We start from the raw sequence: 22,849 nt of genomic DNA on the forward strand, positions 1-22,849 counted from the left end.
GGGTGCGCTCCCTCAGGAAGCGGCACCCGGCCTGTCCACCAGTTCGATCTGGTCCACCGCGTTGCACCAACGACAGCGGACCGACTCGATGGTCTCACTGACGACCTCCCGCTCCTCGACACTCGACTCACCGGCCAGGTCGAGGTGCACGTACTCCACGACCTTGGAGGAGCGGGTCACGTCGAAGCGCGTGAGGTTGCCGCACAGGGTGCAGCGCCAGCGGGTCGAGTCCGTCGGCAGGGGAACCGTCGTCATCGTTTGCGTCCTCTTTCGTCGTCTCCAGGAGCCCGCGCCGGGCGCGCCGCCGCGACTCCATCTGTCTACGTCAAGGATCTCGCGGTGCGCCGTCGAACTGCGGAAGTCCTGGCGTAACCCTACGGCCTCGCGTATAGGCATCGGCACGGCGAGGCGCTCCATCCCGTTCTCGACCGGTACGCCATGCTCTGTACATGATCGAGTGGCGGCGGGCCGACTGGCGGACCACGGCGGGGAGGATCCGGGACGCGGCGGTGTCGAGCGGCGCCCCGGTCACGTACGGGCTGATCGGTGTCTGCGGGGTGGTGTTCCTGATCAGCCCGCTCTCCGGGTTCGGCGGCGCCGCCCACGGGAGCGAGGAGGCGCTGCTCGCCGCGCAGGCCGGGTACTTCGAGCGGTGGGGAGTGATCCCCGCCGAGCTGTGGAAGGGTTCCGCGCACGCCCTGATCACCCCGTTCACGGCGCTGTTCGTGCATGGCAGCTGGCTGCACCTGCTGGGGAACCTGCTGTTCCTGTACGTGTTCGGCGCGATGGCCGAGGAGCGCATGGGGCGGACGCAGTTCGCGCTGTTCTACGTGGGCTGCGGCTATGTGGCGCTGGTCTGTTACGCGGCGGCGCACGCGGACTCCGAGCAGACGCTGGTCGGGGCGTCGGGGGCGATCTCCGCGGTGCTCGGCGCGTTTCTGTACCTCTTCCCGAAGGCCCGGGTGACCAGCCTGTTCCCGTTCCTCTTCTTCCTGCCGCTGCGCTTTCCCGCCTGGATCGTGCTGATCTTCTGGTTCGGGCTCCAGTGGGCGGCGGCGCAGGGCGCGGACGCGGGGCCGGGGGTGGCGTATCTGGCGCATGTGGCGGGGTTCGCGGCGGGGTTCCTCTATGCCTGGGGGCGTTACGGGTGGAGAGCTAGAGTGAAGGCTCCAGCCACCGAGGGAGACAGCCAGCCGTGATCACCGCGATCGTGCTCATCAAGACCAGTGTGGACCGGATTCCGGAGATCGCCGAGTCCATCGCCGCGCTGGACAGCGTCAGCGAGGTCTTCTCCGTCACCGGCACCTACGACCTGATCGCCATGGTCCGGGTCGCCCGCCACGACGACCTCGCCGATGTCATCCCGGGCCGGATCAGCAAGATCCCGGGCGTCGAGGGCACGGACACCCATGTGGCGTTCCGTACGTACTCCCAGCACGACCTGGAAGCGGCGTTCGCCATCGGCCTCGACGCCTAGGGCCTCTCCGGTACACCTCGGCCGGGGACGGGCAGCGCGCCCGTCCCCGGCCGAGGTGTTTCCGTACGGTCCCGTCCTCAGACCTGCGCGGCCTCGCCCCGGTCCGGGACGCAGCGGCCGTCCTCGGTGCGGTACTTCCACTGGGCGCCCTCGCGGACCAGCTCGGTCACCGCGCGCAGGAACCGCTCGATGTGCTCGTCGGGCGTGCCGGCCCCGAAGCTGACGCGGATCGCGTTGAGCGAACGCTCGCCCGGCTCGGCCTCGGGGGCGCCGCACTCCCCCGGGTCCTGCGGGTCGCTGCCGAGGAGAGTGCGCACGAGCGGGTGGGCGCAGAAGAGGCCGTCGCGGACGCCGATGCCGTACTCCGCGGAGAGCGCGGCGGCGAAGTGCGAGCTGTTCCAGCCGCGCACCACGAAGGAGATGACGCCGACCCGGGGCGCGTCGTCGCCGAACAGCGAGAGCACCTGCACCTCGGGGACCTCGGCGAGCCCTTCGCGGACCCGGGACACCAGCTCCTGCTCCCGGGCGACGAGGTTGTCGAAGCCCGCCTCGGTGAGGGCCTTGCAGGCGGAGGCGATGGAGTAGACGCCGATGACGTTGGGCGAACCGGCCTCGTGGCGGGCGGCCGTGGTGTGCCAGTCGACGTCCACACCGCCGTCGGCGCGCCGGGCGACCTTGCGGGAGGCGCCGCCGCCGGCGAGGTACGGCTCGGCGGCCTGGAGCCAGTCGGCGCGGCCCGCGAGGACGCCCGAGCCGAAGGGCGCGTACAGCTTGTGGCCGGAGAACGCGACCCAGTCGACGTCCAGTTCGGCGATGTCGACGGGGTGGTGCGGGGCGAGCTGGGCTGCGTCCAGGACGATGCGGGCGCCGTGCGCGTGGGCGGCGGCGGCCAGTTCGCGCACCGGCCACAGCTCGCCGGTCACGTTGGAGGCGCCGGTGACACAGACGAGGGCCGGGCCGTACGGGTCACGGTCGGCGAGCGCGCGCTCCAGCGTCTCGACGGCCTGGCCCGGGGTGCGGGGGGCGTTGAGGTAGGTGACCTGGGCGTCGCGCCAGGGCAGCAGGGAGGCGTGGTGCTCGGTCTCGTACACGAAGACCTGGCAGTCCGCGGGGATCGCGGCGGCCAGCAGGTTGAGGGAGTCGGTCGTGGAGCGGGTGAAGACCACCTGGTCGTCGGCGCGGCAGCCGAGGAACTCGGCGACCGTGCGGCGGCTGTTCTCGAAGAGGTCGGTGGAGAGCTGCGAGAGGTAGCCGGCGCCGCGGTGGACGCTGCCGTAGTACGGGGCGTACGCGGCGACGTCGTCCCAGACCCGCTGGAGGGCGGGCGCGCTGGCGGCGTAGTCGAGCGCGGCGTAGGTGACTTCACCGCCGGTGACGAGCGGAACGGTGACGTCCTGGCCCAGAACGGGCAGCGGGGCACAAACCGACGGGTCGATGGCAGCGGTGGAGACAGACATGGCGAACTCCCGTAACAGGCAGGCGAAACCCACGCGCCTGCGGATACGCGGCGGCGCGGGGAAGGAAGGAAAAGAAGGTGCGCTGAAGAAGGGCGGTCAGCTCAGGGCGTGGAGAAGCCCTGGGACGAGCCCTAACGCATTCGCTTGCTCACAGAAGGCTCCCTAGGGACCAGGACCCCGGGGGCTGGCATCCGCTGGATGCCGAGGGGCCCGCGCTTGCCGCAGACCTCGCTGCCTGCGGCCTGGTCTTCACCCGGGGCACCCCGCCACGGACGGAGGGTTGCCGGACAGCGGGCCGGGGCCGTAGTCGCTGTCACTCATGACCTGCGCAGCATCTTGCCATACGTATGCACACGCGCAAGGGCGCAGTCCGGCATCCGGACTGCGCCCTGTGTCACACGGTGTGCGCCGGGGGTTGCCCTCAGGCGTTGCTCGCCGCCACCCAGCGCTCCAGCGCGCGCTTGGCCGCTCCGGAGTCGATGGACTCGGCCGCCACCGCGATCTTCGCCGCGAGCTGTTCGGTCAGCGTGCCGGGGCCGGGGTCCAGGGCGACCAGGGCTGCCGCCGAGTTGAGCAGCACCGCTTCGCGTACCGCGCCCGTCTCGCCGTCCAGCAGGCGGCGGGCCACATCGGCGTTGTACGAGGCGTCGGCGCCGCGCAGCGCCTCGACGGGGACGATGGGCAGTCCGACGTCGCGCGGGTCGAACGCCTCCTCGCGGACCGCGCCGTCGCGCACGACCCAGACCCGGGAGGTGGCGGTGGTGGTCAGCTCGTCGAGCCCGTCGTCGCCGCGGAAGACGAGGGCGGAGTTGCCCCGGTCGGCCAGCACGCCCGCGACGATGGGCGCCATCCGGGCGTCGGCGACCCCGACGGCCTGGGAGCGCACCTGGGCCGGGTTGGTGAGGGGGCCCAGGATGTTGAACGTGGTCTGCGCGCCGAGCTCCTTGCGGGCCTTGGCGGCGTACCGCAGGGCGGGGTGGAACTTCACGGCGAAGCAGAAGGTGATGCCCGCCTGCTCGGCGACCTCGACCACCCGGCGCGGGGTCAGCTCCAGGTTGACGCCGAGCTTCTCCAGTACGTCGGAGGAGCCGCTCGCCGAGGACGCGGCCCGGTTGCCGTGCTTGACGACCTTGGCGCCGGTGCCGGCGATGACGATCGCGGACATGGTGGAGATGTTGACGGTCTTGGCGAGGTCGCCGCCGGTGCCGACGATGTCGACGGTGCGGCCGGGCACCTCGATGGTGTTGGCGTGCGCGTACATCGCGCGGACCAGGCCGGTGACCTCGTCCACGGTCTCGCCCTTGGCCCGCAGCGCCACGGCGAACCCGGCGATCTGCGCGTCGGTGGCCTCGCCGCTCATGATGCGGTCCATGGCCCAGGCGGTCTCCTCGGAGGAGAGGTTCTCGCCGCGCAGCAGGGGGTTCAGGAGGCCGGGCCAGGAACGGTCCGCCACGCTGTCGCCGCCGTTCGGGGTCACAACGTTCATGGTCCGCTCCAGGGTCCACAGCCGGTCAGTTGGATGTGGCTCCACCCTATCCAGCCCCGGGGACCGCGAAGAGCCCCGTCCATGCTCTGGACGGGGCTCTCGCGGTGGCGATCAGGTCAGGTGATCAGTGGTGGGCGTGGCCCTCGGTGATCTCCTTGTACTCCTCGGCGGTCGCCTTGGGGATCTGGTTCCCGTCGGCGAAGTACCCCTTGCTGAGCTTGGCGCGCAGCTTCTGGACCGGGGAGATCTTGCGCTTGACGCCGTTCTCGTCGACCGCGGGGCCGAGTTCGAGCGGCTTGTACTGCTCGTGCGCCGTGAGCGTGTGCAGCTGCTCCTGGCTGAGCGGCTCGTGGATCTCGACGAACTCACCGTGCGGCAGGCGCTTGATGATGCCGGTCTCGCGACCGTGCAGCACCTTCTCCTTGTCGCGGCGCTGGAGGCCGAGGCAGATCCGCTTGGTGACGATGAACGCGATGACCGGTCCGGCGAAGAAGAAGATCCGGACGAACCAGGTGATCGAGTTGATCGACAGGTGGAAGTGCGTGGCCCACAGGTCGTTTCCACCGCCGACGAGGCCGACGAAGTACGCCGTGATCCAGGCGACGCCGAACGCGGTCCGGGTCGGGGCGTTGCGCGGGCGGTCCAGGATGTGGTGCTCGCGCTTGTCGCCGGTGATCCAGGACTCGATGAACGGGTAGAGCGCGATGACACCGAGCACCAGGCCGAAGGCGACCAGCGGGATGAACACGCCCAGGACGAGCGTGTGGCCCCACAGGTTGATCTCCCAGCCCGGCATCACACGGACCAGACCCTCGGCGAAGCCCATGTACCAGTCGGGCTGGGCGCCGGTGGACACCTGGTCGACCCGGTACGGGCCGAGCGCCCAGATCGGGTTGATCGTGGCGATGGCCGAGATGATCGCGATGATGCCGAAGACGAGGAAGAAGAACCCTCCGGCCTTCGCCATGTACACGGGCAGCAGCGGCATGCCGACGACGTTCTTGTTGGTCCGGCCGGGACCCGCGAACTGCGTGTGCTTGTGGTAAAAGACCAGGATCAGGTGGGCCACCAGCAGGCCGAGCATGATGCCCGGCAGCAGCAGGATGTGGATCGAGTAGAACCGGGCCACGAAGTCGTGGCCGGGGAACTCGCCGCCGAACAGGAACATCGAGATGTACGTACCGACGATCGGCACGGACAGGATCGCGCCCTGGGTGAAGCGGACACCCGTACCGGAGAGCAGGTCGTCCGGGAGGGAGTAGCCGGTGAACCCGGTGAACATACCGAGCACGAACAGCAGGAAGCCGAAGAGCCAGTTGATCTCGCGCGGCTTGCGGAAGGCGCCCGTGAAGAAGACGCGCATCATGTGCACGAACATGCCGGCCAGGAAGATCAGCGCGGCCCAGTGGTGGATCTGCCGGACCAGCAGACCGCCGCGGACCTCGAAGCTGATCTTCAGGGTCGAGGCGTAGGCCTCGGACATCCGGATGCCCTGCATGGGCTCGTACGGACCGTGGTAGACGATCTCGCCCATGCTCGGCTGGAAGAACAGCGTCAGATACACACCCGTGAGGATGATGATGATGAAGCTGTAGAGGCAGACCTCACCGAGCATGAAGGACCAGTGGTCCGGGAAGATCTTGCGCATGTTGGCCTTGGCCAGGCCGTAGATGCCCAGCCGGCCGTCCGCCCAGTCGGCAACCCGCTCGCCGGCCGGAGCCTTGCGCCCGCTCGCCGGTTCGGCGGCGGAGGGGTTCTTTGTCGCAGTACTCATCCGCGCTCCCAGAAGGCAGCACCGACGGGCTCGTCGAAGTCGCCGAGCGCCTCGAGGTTGCCCTCGCTGTTGACACCGATCCGCAGCTGCGGAAGGGGGTGGCCGGCCGGACCGAAGATGACGCGAGCGCCGTCGGAGAGGTCGAAGGTGGACTGGTGGCACGGGCAGAGCACGTGATGCGTCTGCTGCTCGTACAGGCTGATCGGGCAGCCGACGTGGGTGCAGATCTTGGAGAACGCGACGATGCCCTCGTGGGCCCAGTCACGCTGCCGCTTGTCCTTGATGTCGTCCGGCTCGATGCGGACGATCATCAGGGCGGCCTTGCCCATCTGCGTCTGGAAGTCGTGCGCCTCCGGGTCGAGCCCCTCGGGCATGGCGAAGGCCAGCGACCCGACGGTGATGTGCTCGGGGCGCAGCGGCTTCATCGTGTTCATGTTGATGAGCTGCTTGCCCTCCGCCCAGAGGGTGTTGCGGAGCTTCTTCTCCGGCAGCGGACCGAGGTCGCGCAGCAGCACCACACCGGAGAGCGGCACCAGGGCCAGCGCACCGAACATGGTGTTGCGGATCAGCTTGCGACGGCCGATCGCGGACTCCTCGGCACCGGCCTTGAAGTCGGCCAGGACCTGGGCCTTGACCTCGGGCGCCGCCTCGATCGGGTGACGCTCGGCGGCGACCTCGACGTCGGACATCAGGGTGCGCGCCCAGTGGACGGCCCCCGCTCCGATGAAGAAGAGCGCCGCGCCCAGGGTGAGACCCAGGGAGAAGTTGAGCGCGCTCACATGGCCGAACGGCCAGATGTAGACGATCTTGTCCACCGGGAAGATGACGTAGGAGGCGATGAAGCCCACCGTCGCCAGCATCGAGAGGGTGAACATGAGCGCGACGGCCCGCTCGGAGCGGTTCGCGGCGCGTTCGTCCAGGTCCTGGATGCGCGGCTTGTGGGCCGGCAGCCCCGGGTCGGCGAACGGGTCGTCCGTACCCTCGACCGCGCCGTGCGCGGTCTCCTGCACCACGGGCAGGCTGTCTTCTGGAATCTGTTGGCTACTCATGACTTCTTGGCCTTAGCGGTGTGGGCCGCGACCCAAACGGCGACTGCGACGAGCGCGCCGAGTCCGAAGATCCAGGCGAACAGACCTTCGCTGACCGGACCGAGACCGCCGAGGGCCAGACCGCCGGGGCTCTCCGTCTCGTCACCGTTCACGGACTCGATGTACGCGATGATGTCCTTCTTCTCCTGCTCCGGCATCATCGTGTCGGGGAAGGAGGGCATGCTCTGCGGGCCGGTCTGCATGGCCTCGTAGATGTGCTTCGGGCTCACACCCTCGAGGTCCGGTGCGTACTTGCCCTCCGTCAGGGCTCCGCCCTTACCGGTGAAGTTGTGGCACTGGGCGCAGTTGGTACGGAACAGCTCGCCGCCGTTGGCGACGTCCGCGCCCGCCGGGTCGACCTGCTTGTCGGTCGGGGTGACCGGACCGGCGCCGAGCGACGCGACGTACGCCGCGAGCTGGTCGATCTCAGCCTGGCTGTAGATGACCTTCTTCTTCGGTACCTGGGCGCCCGGCTGCTGCGCGGGCATCCGGCCCGTACCGACCTGGAAGTCGACGGCGGCGGAGCCGACGCCCACGAGGGACGGCCCGTCGGTGGTGCCCTGACCGCCGGTTCCGTGGCAGCTGGCGCAGCCTACGGCGTAGAGCTTCTTGCCCTCTTCGATGGCGAGGGACTGGGCGGTTTCATCGGCCTGCGCCTTGCCCGCGGGCGCAAACGCGGCGTACAGCCCCCCGGTAGCCGCCAGCGCGAGGAGTAGTACGACGACCGCCGCCAGCGGATGGCGTCGTCGTGCGGAGAGCTTTTTCACGGATTACCCCGGTGTCAGGATCTTCTGCGTCGATGGTGGGCGGGTGCGAGCCCGGGTTACTTGATCATGTAGATCGTTGCGAACAGGCCGATCCATACGACATCGACGAAGTGCCAGTAGTAGGACACGACGATGGCGGCGGTGGCCTGATCGTGGGTGAACCTCTTGGCCGCGTACGTTCTGCCGAGGACCAGCAGGAAGGCGATGAGACCGCCTGTCACGTGCAGACCGTGGAAGCCGGTGGTCAGGTAGAACACCGAGCCGTAGGGGTCGGACGAGAGGGAGAGCCCCGCGTCCTTGACCAGCTCGGTGTACTCCAGGACCTGGCCGCCGATGAAGATCGCACCCATCACGAACGTGATGATGAACCAGGTGCGGAGCTTCTTCACATCGCCCCGCTCGGCGGCGAAGACGCCGAGCTGGCAGGTGAGTGAGGAGAGCACCAGGATCGTGGTGTTCGTCGCCGAGAACGGGAAGTTCAGATGATCGGACATCTCCTTCCAGTAATCGGGTCCCATCACCGATCGCAGGGTGAAGTACATCGCGAAGAGGGCCGCGAAGAACATCAGCTCGGAACTCAACCAGATGATGGTTCCGACGCTGGTGAGGTTCGGCCGATTGACCGACGGGTGCGCGTGCCCGGTTTCTACTGTCGTTGCTGTCGCCACGACCGACATTATGTCGGTCGCTTATCCCGCCCTCACCCCGGGGGGTGCCGTTCGGTGTGTCCGTACCGTCCGCAGGGGTCCTGCCCTGCGCCGAACGGCCCATCCCGGCGTCGTCATTACCGGTGCTGACGGCCGGTCGGGCGGAGTACGATCCGCGCATCGGTTCATGCCCCGAGAGCCCCGACGACGTCGATGTCACGGAGGAACAATGCAGGCGACCGCCACGGTCCTGGTCTACAGCGACGACGCCAACATCCGGGAGCAGGTGAGGCTGGCAGCCGGTCGCAGGCCTGCCGCGGACGTCCCACCGGTGGAGTTCCTGGAGTGCGCGACGCTCCCGGCCGTCCTGAAGGCGCTGGACGGCGGCGGCATCGACGTCTGTGTGCTGGACGGGGAGACGGCTCCCGTCGGCGGCATGGGCGTCTGCCGCCAGATCAAGGACGAGATCTTCCGCTGCCCGCCGGTCCTCCTGCTGATCGGCCGCCCGCAGGACGCGTGGCTGGCCACCTGGAGCCGGGCGGACTCCGCCGTGACGCTGCCGGTGGACCCGGTGGAGTTCGCCGACGCGCTGGCGGCGCTGCTGCGGCAGCGGCTCGCCGTGGAGGCCTGAGAGCCGCCCGAGGCACGGAGGAGCCCCCACGGCCCGCAGGAGGGCGTGGGGGCTTCTCGGCGTACGTGGCGGGGGCCCTGCCGGTCAGACGTGGGGCCGCAGCCGGGCGGTCTGGAGCGTCTGCGGGCTGTCCGGCGCCCCTTCGTGGAGGGCGCTGCCCTTCTGCCACTTCTCCCAGGAGAGGTTCCAGTCGCCGAACCCGTTGCCGAACGGGTCCATGTCCTCGCCCAGGCTGCCGACGACCTTGACGATGTCGCCCTCGCGCACGGTGTCGAAGAACCACTCGGCGTTGCTCATGCTCATGCCGGTGCAGCCGTGGCTGACGTTGGCGTTGCCCTGGGAGCCGGTGGACCAGGGGGCGGCGTGGACGTACTCGCCGCTCCAGGTCACCCGGGTGGCCCAGTAGACCGGCAGGTCGTACGACTCCGACGAGCCGGCCGCGATGCCGATGGACTCGCCGCGCATACGGACGAACTGCTCCTTGGCGAGCACCACCTTGACGCCGTTGCGGGTGGAGAAGCCGGGCTTGCCGGTGGTGACCGGAATGGTGTTGATCACTTCTCCGTTGCGGAGCACCGTCATGGAGTGGTCCGAGGCGTCGGTGACGGCCTCGATCCGGTCGCCGGTGGTGAGCTTGAGGGGCTTGGCCTCGGCTCCGTAGAGCGCGTTGGTCACCTTGATGCCGGCCAGGTTGGAGCGCACCTCGATGGTGGCCTTCGCCGGCCAGTACTCCTTCGGACGGTAGTGCAGTTTCTTGTCGTCGACCCAGTACCAGGAGCCGGTGGTGGCCGGGGTGGAGCGGACCTTCAGGGCGCGCTCGACGGTGGCCCTGGCCGCCTTGTCGGTGATCGGAGCGCTGAGTTCCGCCGTGATGGGCTGTCCGACGCCGTAGGTGCCCGCCTCCGGGCCGAAGGCGACCTTCAGCAGCTTCTTGGGCGAGGAGGTGTCGAAGGAGAGCGTACGGACGCCTGGGGCGCCGTCGCCGTTCTCGGTGGAGACCCTGACGGTGTATCCGGTGCCGGCGGCGAGCGGGGCGGTGGAGCGCCAGCGCCTGCCGTCGGCGGAGAGTTCGCCCGCGAGGTGGCGGCCGCCGGTGTCCACGGCGCTGACGTCGGTGATGCGCCCGTCGTCACCCTTGACGGTGACTTCCAGCGGCTTGTCGGGGTCGGCCTTCTCCTTGTCGGAGGGGCCGTTGAAGGAGATCTGGTCGCCCGCGTCGTAGGGCTTCGTCGAGAGCGGGTGGCCGTCGGGCGAGCCACATGCGGTCGCACCCGCGGCGAGGGTCACGACCAGGAGGGTGCAGCTCACTACGGTGCGGATGCGTGGCGTGTGGTTCATGCGCTCCACGCTAGGAAGGTTCCTCCGTTCCAGCGCGTTCAGTGACTGCAAACGGGCGAAAGGCCCGCGTCGCTTGCGGCGGCGCGGGCCTTTCGTGGTGTAGCGCGTGTCACCGGCGGTGCGGTGGCACGGGGTGCGGTGTCACTGGGTGCGGTTCTCGCCCCGGTAGTACTCGAAGACCCAGCCGAAGAGGCCGATCAGGAGCAGGGGGGCGGAGAAGTAGAGCAGCCACCAGCCGAAGACGACGCCCATGAAGGCGAAGGCCCCGCCGACCGCCAGGGAGAGCGGCTGCCAGCTGTGCGGGGAGAAGAACCCCAGCTCGCCCGCCTCGTCGGCGACATCGGCTTCCTTGTTGTCCTGGGCCATCGCGTCGACCCGGTTGGCCGTGAAGGCCAGGTAGAAGCCGATCATGATGGCCAGGCCGAAGGCCAGGAAGAGGGCCGTGGTGCCGACCGGCTCCTTCGACCACACGCCGTACACGACGGCCATGCCGAGGATGAAGACGCTCAGCCAGATGAACATCTGTCCCTGGATCTTCACTTGCCTGCCTCCTTGCCGCCGGCCAGAGCCTTGTCCGACTCGGAGTCATGGCCGAGCTGCTCCAGCGCGGTGATCTCCGGGTGGTGCAGGTCGAACGCCGGGGATTCGGAACGGATCCGCGGCAGGGTGAGGAAGTTGTGCCGCGGCGGCGGGCAGGAGGTCGCCCACTCCAGCGAACGGCCGTACCCCCACGGGTCGTCGACCTCGATCTTCTTGCCGTACTTCGCGGTCTTCCAGACGTTGTAGAAGAACGGGAGCATCGACAGGCCGAGCAGGAACGAGGAGATCGTCGAGATCGTGTTCAGCGCGGTGAATCCGTCGGCGTCGAGGTAGTCCGCGTAACGCCGCGGCATGCCCTCGGCACCGAGCCAGTGCTGCACCAGGAACGTGCCGTGGAAGCCCACGAACAGCGTCCAGAACGTGATCTTGCCGAGCCGCTCGTCCAGCATCTTGCCGGTGAACTTCGGCCACCAGAAGTGGAATCCGGAGAACATCGCGAAGACCACGGTGCCGAAGATGACGTAGTGGAAGTGCGCGACGACGAAGTACGAGTCGGAGACGTGGAAGTCCATCGGGGGCGAGGCGAGGATGACGCCGGTCAGACCACCGAAGGTGAAGGTGATCAGGAAGCCGACGGCCCAGAGCATCGGTGTCTCGAAGGACAACGACCCCTTCCACATCGTGCCGATCCAGTTGAAGAACTTCACGCCTGTTGGTACGGCGATGAGGAACGTCATGAAGGAGAAGAACGGCAACAGGACGCCGCCGGTGACGTACATATGGTGCGCCCACACCGTCACGGAAAGGCCGGCGATGGCGATCGTCGCGGCGATCAGACCGATGTAGCCGAACATCGGCTTGCGGCTGAAGACCGGGATGACCTCGGAGATGATTCCGAAGAATGGCAACGCGATGATGTACACCTCTGGGTGGCCGAAGAACCAGAAGAGGTGTTGCCAGAGCAAGGCGCCGCCGTTGGCGGAGTCGAAGATATGCGCACCGAATTTACGGTCCGCCTCCAGCGCGAAGAGCGCGGCGGCGAGAACCGGGAAGGCCAGCAGGACCAGAACACCGGTCAGCAGGACGTTCCAGGTGAAGATCGGCATGCGGAACATCGTCATGCCGGGGGCGCGCATGCAGATGATCGTGGTGATGAAGTTGACCGAACCGAGGATCGTGCCGAAGCCGGAGAAGGCCAGACCCATGATCCACATGTCGGCGCCGACGCCCGGCGAACGGACCGCGTCCGAGAGCGGGGAGTAGGCGAACCAGCCGAAGTCGGCCGCACCCTGCGGGGTGAGGAACCCGGCCACCGCGATGAGCGAGCCGAAGAGGTACAGCCAGTAGGCGAACATGTTCAGCCGCGGGAACGCCACATCGGGCGCGCCGATCTGAAGCGGCATGATCCAGTTGGCGAATCCGGCGAACAGCGGCGTCGCGAACATCAGCAGCATGATCGTGCCGTGCATCGTGAACGCCTGGTTGAACTGCTCGTTCGACATGATCTGCGTGCCCGGACGGGCCAGCTCGGCGCGCATGAAGAGCGCCATGAGTCCGCCGATGCAGAAGAACACGAACGAGGTGACCAGGTAGAGCGTACCGATCGTCTTGTGGTCGGTGGTGGTCAGCCACTTCACGACGATGTTTCCCGGCTGCTTGCGCCGCACGGGCAGTTCGTCCTCGTACGAGTCGTCTGCCGGAGCGGCACCCTGAGGTTCGTTGAGGATGCTCACAGTTGGTTCTTCTCCGCATTCCTGGCCGGATCCGTCTGCGCGATGCCTGCCGGCACGTAGCCCGTCTGACCCTTCTCAGCGAGCTCCTTGAGGTGCTGCTGGTAACGCTCGGGGGAGACGACCTTGACGTTGAAGAGCATCCGGGAATGGTCGGCGCCACAGAGCTCGGCGCACTTGCCCATGAAGGTGCCCTCCCGGGTGGGAGTGACCTCGAACGCGTTGGTGTGGCCCGGAATGACGTCCTGCTTCATGAGGAACGGCACCACCCAGAAGGAGTGGATGACGTCACGCGAAGTGAGGATGAAACGGACCTTCTCACCCTTCGGCAGCCACAGGGTCGGACCCGGGTTGCCGTTCTGCGGGTTGCGGGTCCCGGGGATGCCCACGTCGTAGACGCCGCCGGCGCCCTCGGGGAAGTCCTTGCGGAACCGGTCGGGGATGGCGTCGAGCTCCTTGGGGACCTCGGGGCCCGCCGCGGGCTGGCCATCCACCTTCTCGATGTAGTTGAAGCCCCAGCTCCACTGGAAGCCGACCACGTTGACGGTGTGGGCGGGCTTGTCGGAGAGCTCGAGGAGCTTCGACTCATCACGCGCGGTGAAGTAGAAGAGCACCGACACGATGATGAGGGGAACCACTGTGTACAACGCCTCGATGGGCATGTTGTACCTGGTCTGCGGAGGTACCTCCACCTTGGTCCGGCTACGCCGGTGGAAGAAGACGCTCCAGAGGATCAGCCCCCAGACAAGGACACCCGTGACGAGCGCTGCCGCCCACGAGCCTTGCCAGAGGGAGAGGATCCGAGGGGCCTCTTCCGTCACCGGGGTGGGCATACCGAGGCGGGGAAAATCCTCCCAGTTGTATGAACAACCGGAGGCCGTCGCCAGGACCAGGCCCGCAGTCAGCACCTGCGGCAGCTTCCGCCGCATCGGGCGCCGCGACGAGCGGTCGGAGCCGTTGGGACTCACGTAGCGCCTTCCCGAGAGTCTCGCCCGCACGGTCGGCGCGCCCGTATGTCTCTGGTCGGTCGCCGCCCTGACGCGGGCAGGGGTTTGGATGTTTATGCGGACCAAACCCTACTGGACGCTATTTGGGGTCGCGCGGGGAGGGTGCCCAACGCGCCGCCCGACACCCCCTTGGGGTGGAATGCGGGCCTCCGGGCCCCATCTGACGCCCACTCGCCCGCCCGGGAGGAGCGGCCCCCGGCGAGGCCGGGCCGGGTGCGGGCTAGCGTGGCGGGGTGCCCTACTTCGATGCCGCCTCCGCCGCCCCCCTGCACCCCGTCGCACGCCAGGCGCTGCTTGCCGCGCTCGACGAGGGCTGGGCCGATCCCGCCAGGCTGTACCGGGAGGGGCGGCGGGCCCGGCTGCTCCTGGACGCGGCCCGGGAAGCGGCCGCGGAGGCCGTCGGGTGCCGCCCCGACGAGCTGGTCTTCACCTCGTCCGGGACGACGGCGGTGCACGCGGGAATTGCCGGGGCTCTTTCGGGGCGTCGGCGTGTCGGCCGCCATCTGGCCCACTCGGCGGTCGAACACTCGTCGGTGCTCCATTCGGCGGCGGCCCACGAGGCGGCGGGCGGTTCGTGCACGGAGGTCCCGGTGGACCGGTTCGGGGCGGTGGACCCGGCGGTGTTCGGCGCGGCGCTGCGGGCGGACACCGCGCTGGCCTGTCTCCAGTCGGCCAACCACGAGGTGGGCACCGAGCAGCCGGTGGCCGAGGTCGCCGCGCTCTGCGCCGAAGCCGGGGTTCCGCTGCTGGTGGACGCGGCCCAGTCGCTCGGCTGGGGGCCGGTCCCGGCGGGCTGGTCGCTGCTGACGGCGAGCGCGCACAAGTGGGGCGGACCGGCCGGGGTGGGGCTGCTCGCGGTCCGCAAGGGAACCCGCTTCTCGCCCCAAGGCCCGGCCGGGGAGCGGGAGTCGGGGCGGGCGCCGGGGTTCGAGAACCTGCCGGCGATCGTGGCGGCGGCGGCCTCGCTGCGCGCGGTACGGGACGGGGCCGCGGCGGAGGCGGTGCGGCTGCGGGCCCTGGTGGACCGGATCCGGAGCGTGGTGGCCGAGCGGGTGCCCGATGTGGAGGTGGTGGGCGATCCGGTGCGGCGGCTGCCGCATCTGGTCACCTTCTCCTGTCTCTATGTCGACGGGGAGACCCTGCTGCACGAGCTGGACCGGAAGGAGTTCTCCGTATCGTCCGGTTCGTCCTGTACGAGCAGCACGCTGACACCGAGCCATGTGCTCAAGGCGATGGGGGTGCTCTCGGAGGGGAACGTCCGGGTGTCGCTGCCGCTCGGTACGACGGAGGCGGACGTGGACCGTTTCCTGGAGGTGGTGCCGGGGGTGGTCGCGGAGGTACGGGAGCGGCTCGGGGCCCCGGTGTCCGCGCCCTCCTCCCCCGCGCCCGCCGCGTCGCTGGTGGTCGACGCGCTGGGCCGCCGCTGCCCGATCCCGGTGATCGAACTCGCAAAGGTGATCGGGGAGGTAGCGGTGGGCGCCACGGTGACGGTGCTCGCCGACGACGAGGCGGCGCGCCTGGACATCCCGGCCTGGTGCGAGATGCGCGGTCAGAAGTACGTGGGCGAGGAGCCGGCGGACCGGGGTTCGGCCTATGTGGTCCGCCGGCTCGGCTGAGTCAGAGGGTGCGGTTCACGCCAGGTGCTGCTGGACCTCGGCGGCGGCCTCGTGACCGTACGCCTTGGTGAAGCGGTCCATGAAGTGGGTGCGGCGCAGGGTGTACTCCTGGGTGCCGACCGTCTCGATGACCAGGGTGGCGAGCATGCAGCCGACCTGGGCGGCGCGCTCCAGGCCGACGCCCCAGGCGAGGCCGGAGAGGAAGCCGGCGCGGAAGGCGTCGCCGACGCCGGTGGGGTCGGCCTTGGTGTCCTCCTCGGGGCAGCCGACCTCGATGACCGGCTCGCCGGCCCGCTCGATCCGGACACCGCGGGCGCCGAGGGTGGTGACGCGGTGGCCGACCTTGGAGAGGATCTCCTCGTCGCTCCAGCCGGTCTTGGACTCGATGAGCCCCTTCTCGTACTCGTTGGAGAAGAGGTAGGTGGCGCCGTCGAGGAGGATGCGGATCTCCTCGCCGTCCATGCGCGCGATCTGCTGGGAGAAGTCGGCGGCGAACGGGATGTTCCGGGAGCGGCACTCCTCGGTGTGGCGGAGCATCGCCTCGGGGTCGTCGGCGCCGATGGAGACGAGGTCGAGGCCGCCGACGCGGTCGGCGACGCTCTTCAGCTCGATGAGGCGGGCCTCGCTCATCGCGCCGGTGTAGAAGGAGCCGATCTGATTGTGGTCGGCGTCGGTGGTGCAGACGAAGCGGGCGGTGTGCAGGACCTCGGAGATACGGACCGAGCCGGTCTCGACGCCGTGCCGGTCGAGCCAGGCGCGGTACTCGTCGAAGTCGGCCCCGGCGGCGCCGACCAGGATCGGCTTCGTGCCGAGCAGGCCCATGCCGAAGCAGATGTTGGCGGCGACACCGCCGCGGCGGACGTCGAGGTTGTCGACCAGGAAGGAGAGGGAGACCGTGTGCAGCTGATCCGCGACCAGCTGGTCGGCGAAGCGGCCGGGGAAGGTCATGAGGTGGTCGGTGGCGATCGAGCCGGTGACTGCAATACGCACGGGGAGACTGCTCCTGCGGAAGGCGAAGGGCCGTGAGTGCGCCCTCCGGGACGACGTGACAGTTCACGCTACCGGGTGACCCGACCTCCAGGAAAAGGGAAAACTACCCGATAGTAGGGCTTTCTACCTGAGTGCGACCGTGGTTACGGTGCGGATATGTCGAAGCACACCGCATTGCCCGAGTCGGAATTGAGCCTGGCCGCACTGCGCGGTGACTGCGCGCGGATGGCTCCGCACTGGACGACGCCGGTGAAGAGCGCCCCGGTTCCGGTGAAGCCCGCCCTGATCAGCGGGGTGACAGTACCGCCCGCGTCGGCGCGGCTGATCGACGCGATGTCCGAGTACGGGGACTGAGGACCGGCGAGGACCGGCAAGGTCCGGCGAGGGACCGGCCGGGCGGGATCGCCTTTCGGCCTTTCCGCGCCCGCCCCGGCGTGAATCGTGCGATGCCCGCGTCCGGGTCTTTCCCGGCCGGTGGAACCGTACGCTCCTCGGCTCCGTCCCACCGGTGTCCCCGTCCGGGGGCACGCGGTAGGCGCCGCGACGGCAACGCAGGCGAAGGAGCGATCCGGTGAGCACCGAGCGACCCGACAACGACGTGACCGGCCCCCGGCGGCGGCGTCCGCCGCTCGCGGTGGCCTCGGTGGCCGCGGCCGTGCTGCTGGCCGGAGGCGGCGGGGCGTACTGGGCCTCGACCGCCTCGGGCGACGGCGGCGGGGCCGACAGCGGTACGGCGGCGAAGAAATCGGCCCCCCTGCTGGCCCTGGACACCGCGGCGGACGGCCCGGGCTCCCCGTCCTCGGCCTCGGACTCCCCGCCCGCCGGTATCGCCCCCGGTGAACCGGACCCGGGCGGCCCGCCCGTGATCTACCGGGCCGCGGGCGAGCTGCCCGACGGTCCGGACGAGGCGGCCGTCCACCACGCGAAGGGCACGGTGGCATCCGCCGATGTCGCCCGGCTGGCGAAGGCGCTGGGCATCCCGGGCTCGCCGCGCACCGAGGGCACCTCGTGGGTGGTCGGCGACGACGACGGTCCCGGCGCGCTCCTGAAGGTGGCCAAGCAGGCCCCGGGCACCTGGACGTTCGCCCGCACCACCCCGTCCAAGCCCTGCGAGCCGGGCAAGATGTGCGCGAACGGCGCCACGGAGTCCGGCGGCGACCCGGTGAGCGAGAAGGCGGCGAAGGCGGCCGCGGCCCCGGTGCTCAAGGCGGCCGGCCAGGACGACGCGGCGCTGAACGCGGGCCAGCTGATGGGCGACGTCCGCGTGGTGAACGCCGATCCGAAGGTCGACGGGCTCCCGACGTACGGCTGGTCGACCGGGGTCCAGGTGGGCCCGGACGGCAAGGTGACCGGCGGCAGCGGACACCTGAAGGCGCTGGAGAAGGGCGCCACCTACCCGGCGGTCAGCGCGGACGAGGCGCTGAAGCAGCTCAACGAGGCGAGCCGGGGCAAGGGCGACGGCGGCCGGGACATCGGCGGCTGCGCCACTCCCGTACCGCTGGAGGGCGAGCCGAAGCCCCCCGCCGATCCGCAGTGCGTGCCGTCGAACGGCAAGCGGGCGCCGGTGACGCAGACGGTCGAGGACGCGGTGTTCGGTCTCGCGCTGAACTACGTGGACGGCCGGCAGACGCTGGTGCCGTCCTGGCTCTTCACGGTCCGCCAGGCGCCGGGCGGCCCGGAGAACACGGTCACGCAGGTGGCGGTGGACCCGAAGTTCATCGAGAAGCCGGAGACGCCGACGCCCTCCGGGGACCGGAAGGTGACCTCGTACGGCGCGGACGGGCGGACGCTTGAGGTGACCTTCTGGGGCGGGGTGTGCAGTACGTACACGGCGAGCGCCGAGGAGAGCGCGGGCCAGGTGCGGATCACGGTGACGGAGAAGCCGCAGGAGGGCAAGAAGGCCTGCATCATGATCGCCAAGGAGCTGACCCGGACGGTGACGCTGGAGAAGCCGCTGGGCGACCGCACGGTGATCGACGCGGCCTCGGGCGGTGCGGTGCCGCGCGGCTGACGCGGAGGCGCGCGTAGGGCATGCGTACGGAGGCGGCCCCGGGAGTGATTCCCGGGGCCGCCTCCGTATGCCGCGTGCTTCCCGCTCGCGGCGCTTAGCTGAACGAGTCGCCGCAGGCGCAGGAGCCGGTGGCGTTCGGGTTGTCGATCGTGAAGCCCTGCTTCTCGATGGTGTCGACGAAGTCGATGGAGGCGCCGCCCAGGTACGGGGCGCTCATCCGGTCGGTGACGACCTTGACACCGTCGAAGTCCTTCACCACGTCACCGTCGAGCGAGCGCTCGTCGAAGAAGAGCTGGTAGCGCAGGCCCGAGCAACCGCCGGGCTGAACGGCGACGCGCAGCGCCAGATCCTCGCGGCCTTCCTGCTCCAGCAGGGCCTTGACCTTGGCTGCGGCGGCGTCGGACAGGAGGATGCCGTCGCTCACGGTGGTGGTCTCGTCCGATACGGACATCTGCTTCTCTCCCGGGTTGTACGGACTGCTTGCCGACGGTTCAACCGTCTCAGCCCCGGAATCATTCCGGGCCAAGCGCGTGTCTGTTCCTTTTCATGCTCGCACACCCGCTCGCCCGGGGGATGCGTCACATCGACGCTATCGGCATCGTCAAAGTGACACGAAGCGGCTATCATAGATAGCGTCAAATAGACGAAAAGGCGCGTTCGCCGAAGCCGCAGAGCAGAACGCAGAGAAGAAAGGGTGCGTGACGTGACCACGGCCCAGCCCCTGGACGTAACTCCCACACCCCTCGCGCTGCTGCTCGGCCGCGAGGCCGACCCGAGGAGCGAGCGCGGCGTCGAATGCCCCGGCGACCTCCCCTCCCCGTCCGACCCGGACCTGGTGGAGCGCGCCCGTGCCGCGAAGGAGAAGCTCGGGGACAAGGTGTTCGTCCTCGGCCACCACTACCAGCGCGACGAGGTCATCCAGTTCGCGGACGTCACCGGTGACTCGTTCAAGCTGGCCCGTGACGCCGCCGCGCGCCCGGAGGCGGAGTACATCGTCTTCTGCGGTGTGCACTTCATGGCCGAGTCCGCGGACATCCTGACCACGGACGCCCAGGCGGTCGTGCTGCCCGACCTGGCGGCCGGCTGCTCGATGGCCGACATGGCCACCGCCGAGCAGGTCGCCGAGTGCTGGGACGTGCTGACGGAGGCCGGGGTCGCCGACCAGGTGGTGCCCGTCTCGTACATGAACTCCTCCGCCGACATCAAGGCCTTCACCGGCAAGCACGGCGGCACGATCTGCACCTCGTCCAACGCGAAACGGGCCCTGGAGTGGGCCTTCGAGCAGGGCGAGAAGATCCTCTTCCTCCCCGACCAGCACCTGGGCCGCAACACGGCCGTGCGGGACATGGGGATGAGCCTTGACGACTGCGTCGTCTACAACCCGCACAAGCCGAACGGCGGCCTCACCGCCGAGCAGCTGCGGGACGCCAAGATGATCCTGTGGCGCGGCCACTGCTCGGTCCACGGCCGCTTCTCGGTCGAGTCGGTCGAGGACGTCCGGGCCCGGATCCCCGGGGTCAACGTGCTGGTGCACCCGGAGTGCAAGCACGAGGTCGTCGCGGCCGCGGACTACGTGGGCTCGACGGAGTACATCATCAAGGCCCTGGAGGCGGCCCCGCGCGGCTCGAAGTGGGCCATCGGTACGGAGCTGAATCTGGTACGCCGCCTGGCGAACCGTTTCGCCGACGAGGACAAGGAGATCGTCTTCCTCGACAAGACGGTCTGCTTCTGCTCGACGATGAACCGCATCGACCTGCCGCACCTGGTCTGGGCCCTGGAGTCGCTGGCCGACGGCAAGCTGGTCAACCGGATCGAGGTCGACCCGGAGACGGAGAAGTACGCCAAGCTCGCGCTGGAGCGGATGCTGGCGCTGCCGTAACGCCGTATCCGTTACGGGAACGCCCGGAAGCCCCGATATGCCGCTGGTCGGTGTGCCGGGGCTTTCACGTGCCCCGGGAGCCGTGGCCGGGATACGCCCCTCGGTCGGGCCGGTTCTGCCATACGGCCACGGATGACGCCACCGCGTAACTACGCTGCTACTCACCGCAGCGAGTTTTCGCGCGGGTGGGAACGGCAAGGACGGTGGGGCGGGCATGAACCACGAGGACCGTGGGACGGGTGCGGGCGAGGAAACGGGGGCGGCGGAAAACCCCGCCGAGGCGCTGGCGCGGGCCGAGGCGGACGTACGGGATCGACGGAGTGACGCGGAGCGGGATCCTGCCTCCGGACTGCCCTCGCTCGCCGGGGCGCTGCACCGGCTCTCCGGTCTGCGTGCCGCCGCCGGGGACCGCTCCGGCGCGCTGGCCCCGGCGAAGGAGGCCGCCCGGATCTACGCCGAGCTCGGCATGAAGCGCCCCGGGGACTATCAGGCGGAGCTGGCCATGGCCATGGGCGCCCTGGGCGATCGCGTCGCCGACACCGGGGACCCGGCGGCCGCCGTGGCGTTCGCGCAGCAGGCCGTACGGCTCCAGCGCGAGCTGGTCGAGGAGGAGCAGCCGGGCGCGTCCGTCCCGGCGCTCGCGGCGTACCTCCTGAACTGCGCCGGACGGCTGGCGGACGCCGGGGAGGCCGTGGACGCCGTGCCCTGTGCGGAGGAGGCGGTCGGGCTCCTCCGGTCCCTCGCCGAGGAGGATCCCGGCACCTACCTCCCCCGGCTCGCCTCGGCCGCCCACGCCCTCGGTCACCACCGCGCGGCCGTGAGCGACGTCTCCGGGGCGGTCGACGCGGGCGAGGAGGCGCGCAGCCGCTTCCGCGCGCTCGCCGAGCAGCGGCCGGGCGCCTTCCGCCCCGAGCTGGCCACCGCGCTCGACGGCCTCGCCGCTCATCTCACCCGGGCCGGCGACCCGACGGGCCGCAAGGTCGCGGAGGAGGCCGTCGCCCTGTACCGCGAGCTGGCGGCGGAGCGCCCCGAGGCCTTCGGCGCCGGACTCGCCGCCGCGCTGGGCACCCTCGCCGGGAGCCCGCCCGTCACCGGTGGCCCGGAGGAGGCCCTGCCCCCGGCGCGGGAGGCCGTCGAGCTCCTGCGGGACCGAGGGGACGCCTTCCTGCCCGAGCTGGCCCGCGCCCTCCAGGTGCTCGGCACACACCTGGAGGGGAGCGGCGATGACGAGGGGGCTGTCGAAGCGTTCTGGGAGGCGCTGGCCCTCCACCGGTCCCTGGCGCTGGAGACCCCCGGCGGCGCCCCTCCGGTCTCCGCGCTCGTCGCCGCTCTGGACGATCTGGCCCGGGCCCTCGCCCGTACCGGCGAACACGCGGCGGCGATCGAGGAGTTCGACGAGAGCGTCAAGGAGTTCGCGGAGGCCGATCCAGCGGTCGCCCGGCGCCTCGCCGTGGAGCGGAGCGCCTTCCTGCTGCGCTGCCCTGACCCCTGGCCCGCGACCGGGGTGACCGAGCTGGTGAACCGGCTCGACGAGGACGCGGAGCGGGCCGGCGGCCCGGACGCCGTGACCGTACGGGCCCGGCAGGCGCTGCGCGGTCACGGCGATGCCGCGGCGGTGCGCACGGCGTGGGAGGAGGAGACGTTCACGCCCGTTCCGGACTGGCTCGCGCTGTCGCGGGAGACCCTGGATCTCGTCAGCGCCTGGATGTTCGCACCGGACTGGCCCCGCTCCCGCGACTTCTGGTCGCAGAACGCCGAAGTCCTCGGCGGGGAGGGTGCGGCGGTGGCGCTGGAGGAGCTGGCCGTCCTGCACCCGCGCGGTGCGCGGCGGCACGCCCTGCTCCGGGAGGCCGTCCTCGCCCACGGGGTGACCGCCGCCTACGATCCGCTGATCCTCCAGGAGCAGTTGGCGCAGTGGCTGGAGTGCGCGGACTGGAAGGAGTCGCGGGCCTATCTGGAGGAGCACCCGCGCCTCCTGACGGTCCAGCCGCCCGGGGACACCCCGCTGGCCCATGTGGCGATGCTCGACATCGGCCGCGCCGAGGGTCTGGACGCCGCCTACCGTCTCGTCGAGGACCGCGAGGCCCTTCAGGCGTACGTGGACCGGGCGTTGGAGGCCGGGGACGGCGTGGCGCTGATGCACGGCGGGGGCATCGAGGGGCAGGTCTTCGGCGACCGGCTCTCCTCGCTCACCCACGCGCAGGTGGCCCTGGTGCTCGCGGGGGCCACCGACGGCTTCGAACCGGACGACCTCGCCGCGCTCCGGCACAAGGCCCCGGAGGAGACCCGGGCCCGGCTGGTGCGGGAGACGGTCGCCCTGAGCGTCCGGCTCCCCGACCAGCGCGGGGAGATGTGGAGCCGGATCGTCCAGGCGCTGGGAGGGGAGGCCTGAGGGCTCCCTGAGGCCTGCC

Annotated in this window: 21 protein-coding genes and 1 riboswitch; of the genes, 8 read left to right on the forward strand and 13 right to left on the reverse strand. The window is 69.9% G+C overall.

Going from position 1 to position 22,849, the window contains the following annotated elements; translation table 11 throughout:
* Positions 1-12 precede the first annotated feature (12 nt).
* Positions 13-255, reverse strand: coding sequence for a hypothetical protein (locus A3Q37_RS28935; RefSeq protein WP_003969643.1), 243 nt, complete (start codon positions 253-255; stop codon positions 13-15).
* Between the two features lie 194 nt (positions 256-449).
* On the opposite strand from A3Q37_RS28935, the gene A3Q37_RS28940 reads away from it, so the two are divergent.
* Positions 450-1,199, forward strand: a complete 750-nt coding sequence (locus tag A3Q37_RS28940) for a rhomboid family intramembrane serine protease (RefSeq protein ID WP_065488889.1) — start codon at positions 450-452, stop codon at positions 1,197-1,199.
* Positions 1,196-1,477 carry an Lrp/AsnC family transcriptional regulator gene (locus A3Q37_RS28945; RefSeq protein ID WP_065488891.1) on the forward strand — a complete coding sequence of 94 codons (282 nt, stop codon included), beginning with the start codon at positions 1,196-1,198 and terminating at the stop codon, positions 1,475-1,477. The genes A3Q37_RS28940 and A3Q37_RS28945 overlap by 4 nt, the downstream gene beginning before the upstream one ends.
* A gap of 77 nt (positions 1,478-1,554) precedes the next feature.
* Here the strand turns inward: A3Q37_RS28945 and A3Q37_RS28950 are convergent, their stop codons facing one another.
* From A3Q37_RS28950 to A3Q37_RS28975, 6 genes are all read right to left on the reverse strand, one after another.
* On the reverse strand, positions 1,555-2,934 hold the full coding sequence (locus A3Q37_RS28950; RefSeq protein ID WP_065488893.1) for an aminotransferase class V-fold PLP-dependent enzyme: 1,380 nt from the start codon (positions 2,932-2,934) through the stop codon (positions 1,555-1,557).
* A 207-nt stretch (positions 2,935-3,141) separates the two neighbouring features.
* Positions 3,142-3,259: riboswitch (SAM riboswitch) on the reverse strand.
* Positions 3,260-3,355: 96 nt separating this feature from the next.
* Complete coding sequence (trpD, locus tag A3Q37_RS28955) at positions 3,356-4,420, reverse strand: anthranilate phosphoribosyltransferase (RefSeq protein WP_032770744.1); 1,065 nt, start codon at positions 4,418-4,420, stop codon at positions 3,356-3,358.
* Between the two features lie 124 nt (positions 4,421-4,544).
* Complete coding sequence (locus A3Q37_RS28960) at positions 4,545-6,194, reverse strand: cytochrome bc complex cytochrome b subunit (RefSeq protein WP_065488896.1); 1,650 nt, start codon at positions 6,192-6,194, stop codon at positions 4,545-4,547.
* Entirely contained in the window at positions 6,191-7,243 is a 1,053-nt protein-coding gene (locus A3Q37_RS28965) for a ubiquinol-cytochrome c reductase iron-sulfur subunit (protein ID WP_065488901.1), read from the reverse strand. Before A3Q37_RS28965 ends, A3Q37_RS28960 begins: the two co-directional genes overlap by 4 nt.
* A complete protein-coding gene (locus A3Q37_RS28970) occupies positions 7,240-8,049 on the reverse strand; it encodes a c-type cytochrome (RefSeq protein ID WP_032780254.1) in 810 nt (269 codons plus the stop codon). Before A3Q37_RS28970 ends, A3Q37_RS28965 begins: the two co-directional genes overlap by 4 nt.
* Positions 8,050-8,105: 56 nt before the next feature.
* On the reverse strand, positions 8,106-8,726 hold the full coding sequence (locus A3Q37_RS28975; RefSeq protein WP_003969635.1) for a heme-copper oxidase subunit III: 621 nt from the start codon (positions 8,724-8,726) through the stop codon (positions 8,106-8,108).
* A 199-nt stretch (positions 8,727-8,925) separates the two neighbouring features.
* On the opposite strand from A3Q37_RS28975, the gene A3Q37_RS28980 reads away from it, so the two are divergent.
* Positions 8,926-9,327, forward strand: coding sequence for a response regulator transcription factor (locus A3Q37_RS28980; protein ID WP_065488904.1), 402 nt, complete (start codon positions 8,926-8,928; stop codon positions 9,325-9,327).
* An 84-nt stretch (positions 9,328-9,411) separates the two neighbouring features.
* On the opposite strand, the gene A3Q37_RS28985 is transcribed toward A3Q37_RS28980, so the two are convergent.
* The 4 genes from A3Q37_RS28985 to coxB form a co-directional block, all read right to left on the reverse strand.
* Entirely contained in the window at positions 9,412-10,665 is a 1,254-nt protein-coding gene (locus tag A3Q37_RS28985; RefSeq protein ID WP_065488963.1) for an Ig-like domain-containing protein, read from the reverse strand.
* 141 nt (positions 10,666-10,806) lie between these two features.
* Entirely contained in the window at positions 10,807-11,205 is a 399-nt protein-coding gene (locus A3Q37_RS28990) for a cytochrome c oxidase subunit 4 (RefSeq protein WP_010057805.1), read from the reverse strand.
* Complete coding sequence (gene ctaD / locus A3Q37_RS28995; protein ID WP_032784633.1) at positions 11,202-12,938, reverse strand: cytochrome c oxidase subunit I; 1,737 nt, start codon at positions 12,936-12,938, stop codon at positions 11,202-11,204. Before ctaD ends, A3Q37_RS28990 begins: the two co-directional genes overlap by 4 nt.
* Positions 12,935-13,903: a cytochrome c oxidase subunit II gene (coxB, locus tag A3Q37_RS29000; protein WP_065488910.1), complete on the reverse strand. Its 969-nt coding sequence runs from the start codon at positions 13,901-13,903 to the stop codon at positions 12,935-12,937. Before coxB ends, ctaD begins: the two co-directional genes overlap by 4 nt.
* 272 nt (positions 13,904-14,175) lie before the next feature.
* Between coxB and A3Q37_RS29005 the strand changes: the two genes are divergently transcribed.
* Positions 14,176-15,558, forward strand: a complete 1,383-nt coding sequence (locus tag A3Q37_RS29005; RefSeq protein ID WP_065488913.1) for a cysteine desulfurase/sulfurtransferase TusA family protein — start codon at positions 14,176-14,178, stop codon at positions 15,556-15,558.
* A gap of 15 nt (positions 15,559-15,573) precedes the next feature.
* Here the strand turns inward: A3Q37_RS29005 and A3Q37_RS29010 are convergent, their stop codons facing one another.
* Entirely contained in the window at positions 15,574-16,548 is a 975-nt protein-coding gene (locus tag A3Q37_RS29010) for a carbohydrate kinase family protein (protein WP_006123924.1), read from the reverse strand.
* A 156-nt stretch (positions 16,549-16,704) separates the two neighbouring features.
* Between A3Q37_RS29010 and A3Q37_RS29015 the strand changes: the two genes are divergently transcribed.
* Together A3Q37_RS29015 and A3Q37_RS29020 are read left to right on the forward strand one after the other, a co-directional pair.
* The gene (locus A3Q37_RS29015) at positions 16,705-16,902 is read left to right on the forward strand and encodes a hypothetical protein (RefSeq protein ID WP_065488918.1); all 198 of its coding nucleotides are present in this window, start codon (positions 16,705-16,707) and stop codon (positions 16,900-16,902) included.
* Positions 16,903-17,119: 217 nt separating this feature from the next.
* Positions 17,120-18,559 (forward strand): hypothetical protein, encoded by a 1,440-nt coding sequence (locus tag A3Q37_RS29020; protein ID WP_065488922.1) that lies wholly within the window; start codon positions 17,120-17,122, stop codon positions 18,557-18,559.
* Positions 18,560-18,653: 94 nt separating this feature from the next.
* On the opposite strand, the gene A3Q37_RS29025 is transcribed toward A3Q37_RS29020, so the two are convergent.
* A complete protein-coding gene (locus A3Q37_RS29025) occupies positions 18,654-19,010 on the reverse strand; it encodes an iron-sulfur cluster assembly accessory protein (protein ID WP_006123927.1) in 357 nt (118 codons plus the stop codon).
* Between the two features lie 243 nt (positions 19,011-19,253).
* Here A3Q37_RS29025 and nadA point away from each other — a divergent pair, with 243 nt between their 5' ends.
* Together nadA and A3Q37_RS29035 are read left to right on the forward strand one after the other, a co-directional pair.
* The gene (gene nadA / locus A3Q37_RS29030) at positions 19,254-20,438 is read left to right on the forward strand and encodes a quinolinate synthase NadA (RefSeq protein WP_079138030.1); all 1,185 of its coding nucleotides are present in this window, start codon (positions 19,254-19,256) and stop codon (positions 20,436-20,438) included.
* 214 nt (positions 20,439-20,652) lie between these two features.
* On the forward strand, positions 20,653-22,830 hold the full coding sequence (locus A3Q37_RS29035; RefSeq protein WP_065488926.1) for a tetratricopeptide repeat protein: 2,178 nt from the start codon (positions 20,653-20,655) through the stop codon (positions 22,828-22,830).
* Positions 22,831-22,849: the final 19 nt, after the last annotated feature.

It is taken from the genome of Streptomyces sp. PTY087I2 (assembly GCF_001687325.1).
Taxonomy (GTDB): domain Bacteria; phylum Actinomycetota; class Actinomycetes; order Streptomycetales; family Streptomycetaceae; genus Streptomyces.

What these genes read in the sequence shown, in the direction of transcription:
- A3Q37_RS28935 (WP_003969643.1), bottom strand. Translation starts at nt 255, where the DNA reads ATGACGACGGTTCCCCTGCCGACGGACTCGACCCGCTGGCGCTGCACC.
- A3Q37_RS28940 (WP_065488889.1), top strand. Translation starts at nt 450, where the DNA reads ATGATCGAGTGGCGGCGGGCCGACTGGCGGACCACGGCGGGGAGGATC.
- A3Q37_RS28950 (WP_065488893.1), bottom strand. Translation starts at nt 2,934, where the DNA reads ATGTCTGTCTCCACCGCTGCCATCGACCCGTCGGTTTGTGCCCCGCTG.
- trpD (WP_032770744.1), bottom strand. Translation starts at nt 4,420, where the DNA reads ATGAACGTTGTGACCCCGAACGGCGGCGACAGCGTGGCGGACCGTTCC.
- A3Q37_RS28960 (WP_065488896.1), bottom strand. Translation starts at nt 6,194, where the DNA reads ATGAGTACTGCGACAAAGAACCCCTCCGCCGCCGAACCGGCGAGCGGG.
- A3Q37_RS28965 (WP_065488901.1), bottom strand. Translation starts at nt 7,243, where the DNA reads ATGAGTAGCCAACAGATTCCAGAAGACAGCCTGCCCGTGGTGCAGGAG.
- A3Q37_RS28975 (WP_003969635.1), bottom strand. Translation starts at nt 8,726, where the DNA reads ATGTCGGTCGTGGCGACAGCAACGACAGTAGAAACCGGGCACGCGCAC.
- A3Q37_RS28980 (WP_065488904.1), top strand. Translation starts at nt 8,926, where the DNA reads ATGCAGGCGACCGCCACGGTCCTGGTCTACAGCGACGACGCCAACATC.
- A3Q37_RS28985 (WP_065488963.1), bottom strand. Translation starts at nt 10,665, where the DNA reads ATGAACCACACGCCACGCATCCGCACCGTAGTGAGCTGCACCCTCCTG.
- A3Q37_RS29015 (WP_065488918.1), top strand. Translation starts at nt 16,705, where the DNA reads ATGTCGAAGCACACCGCATTGCCCGAGTCGGAATTGAGCCTGGCCGCA.
- A3Q37_RS29025 (WP_006123927.1), bottom strand. Translation starts at nt 19,010, where the DNA reads ATGTCCGTATCGGACGAGACCACCACCGTGAGCGACGGCATCCTCCTG.
- A3Q37_RS29035 (WP_065488926.1), top strand. Translation starts at nt 20,653, where the DNA reads ATGAACCACGAGGACCGTGGGACGGGTGCGGGCGAGGAAACGGGGGCG.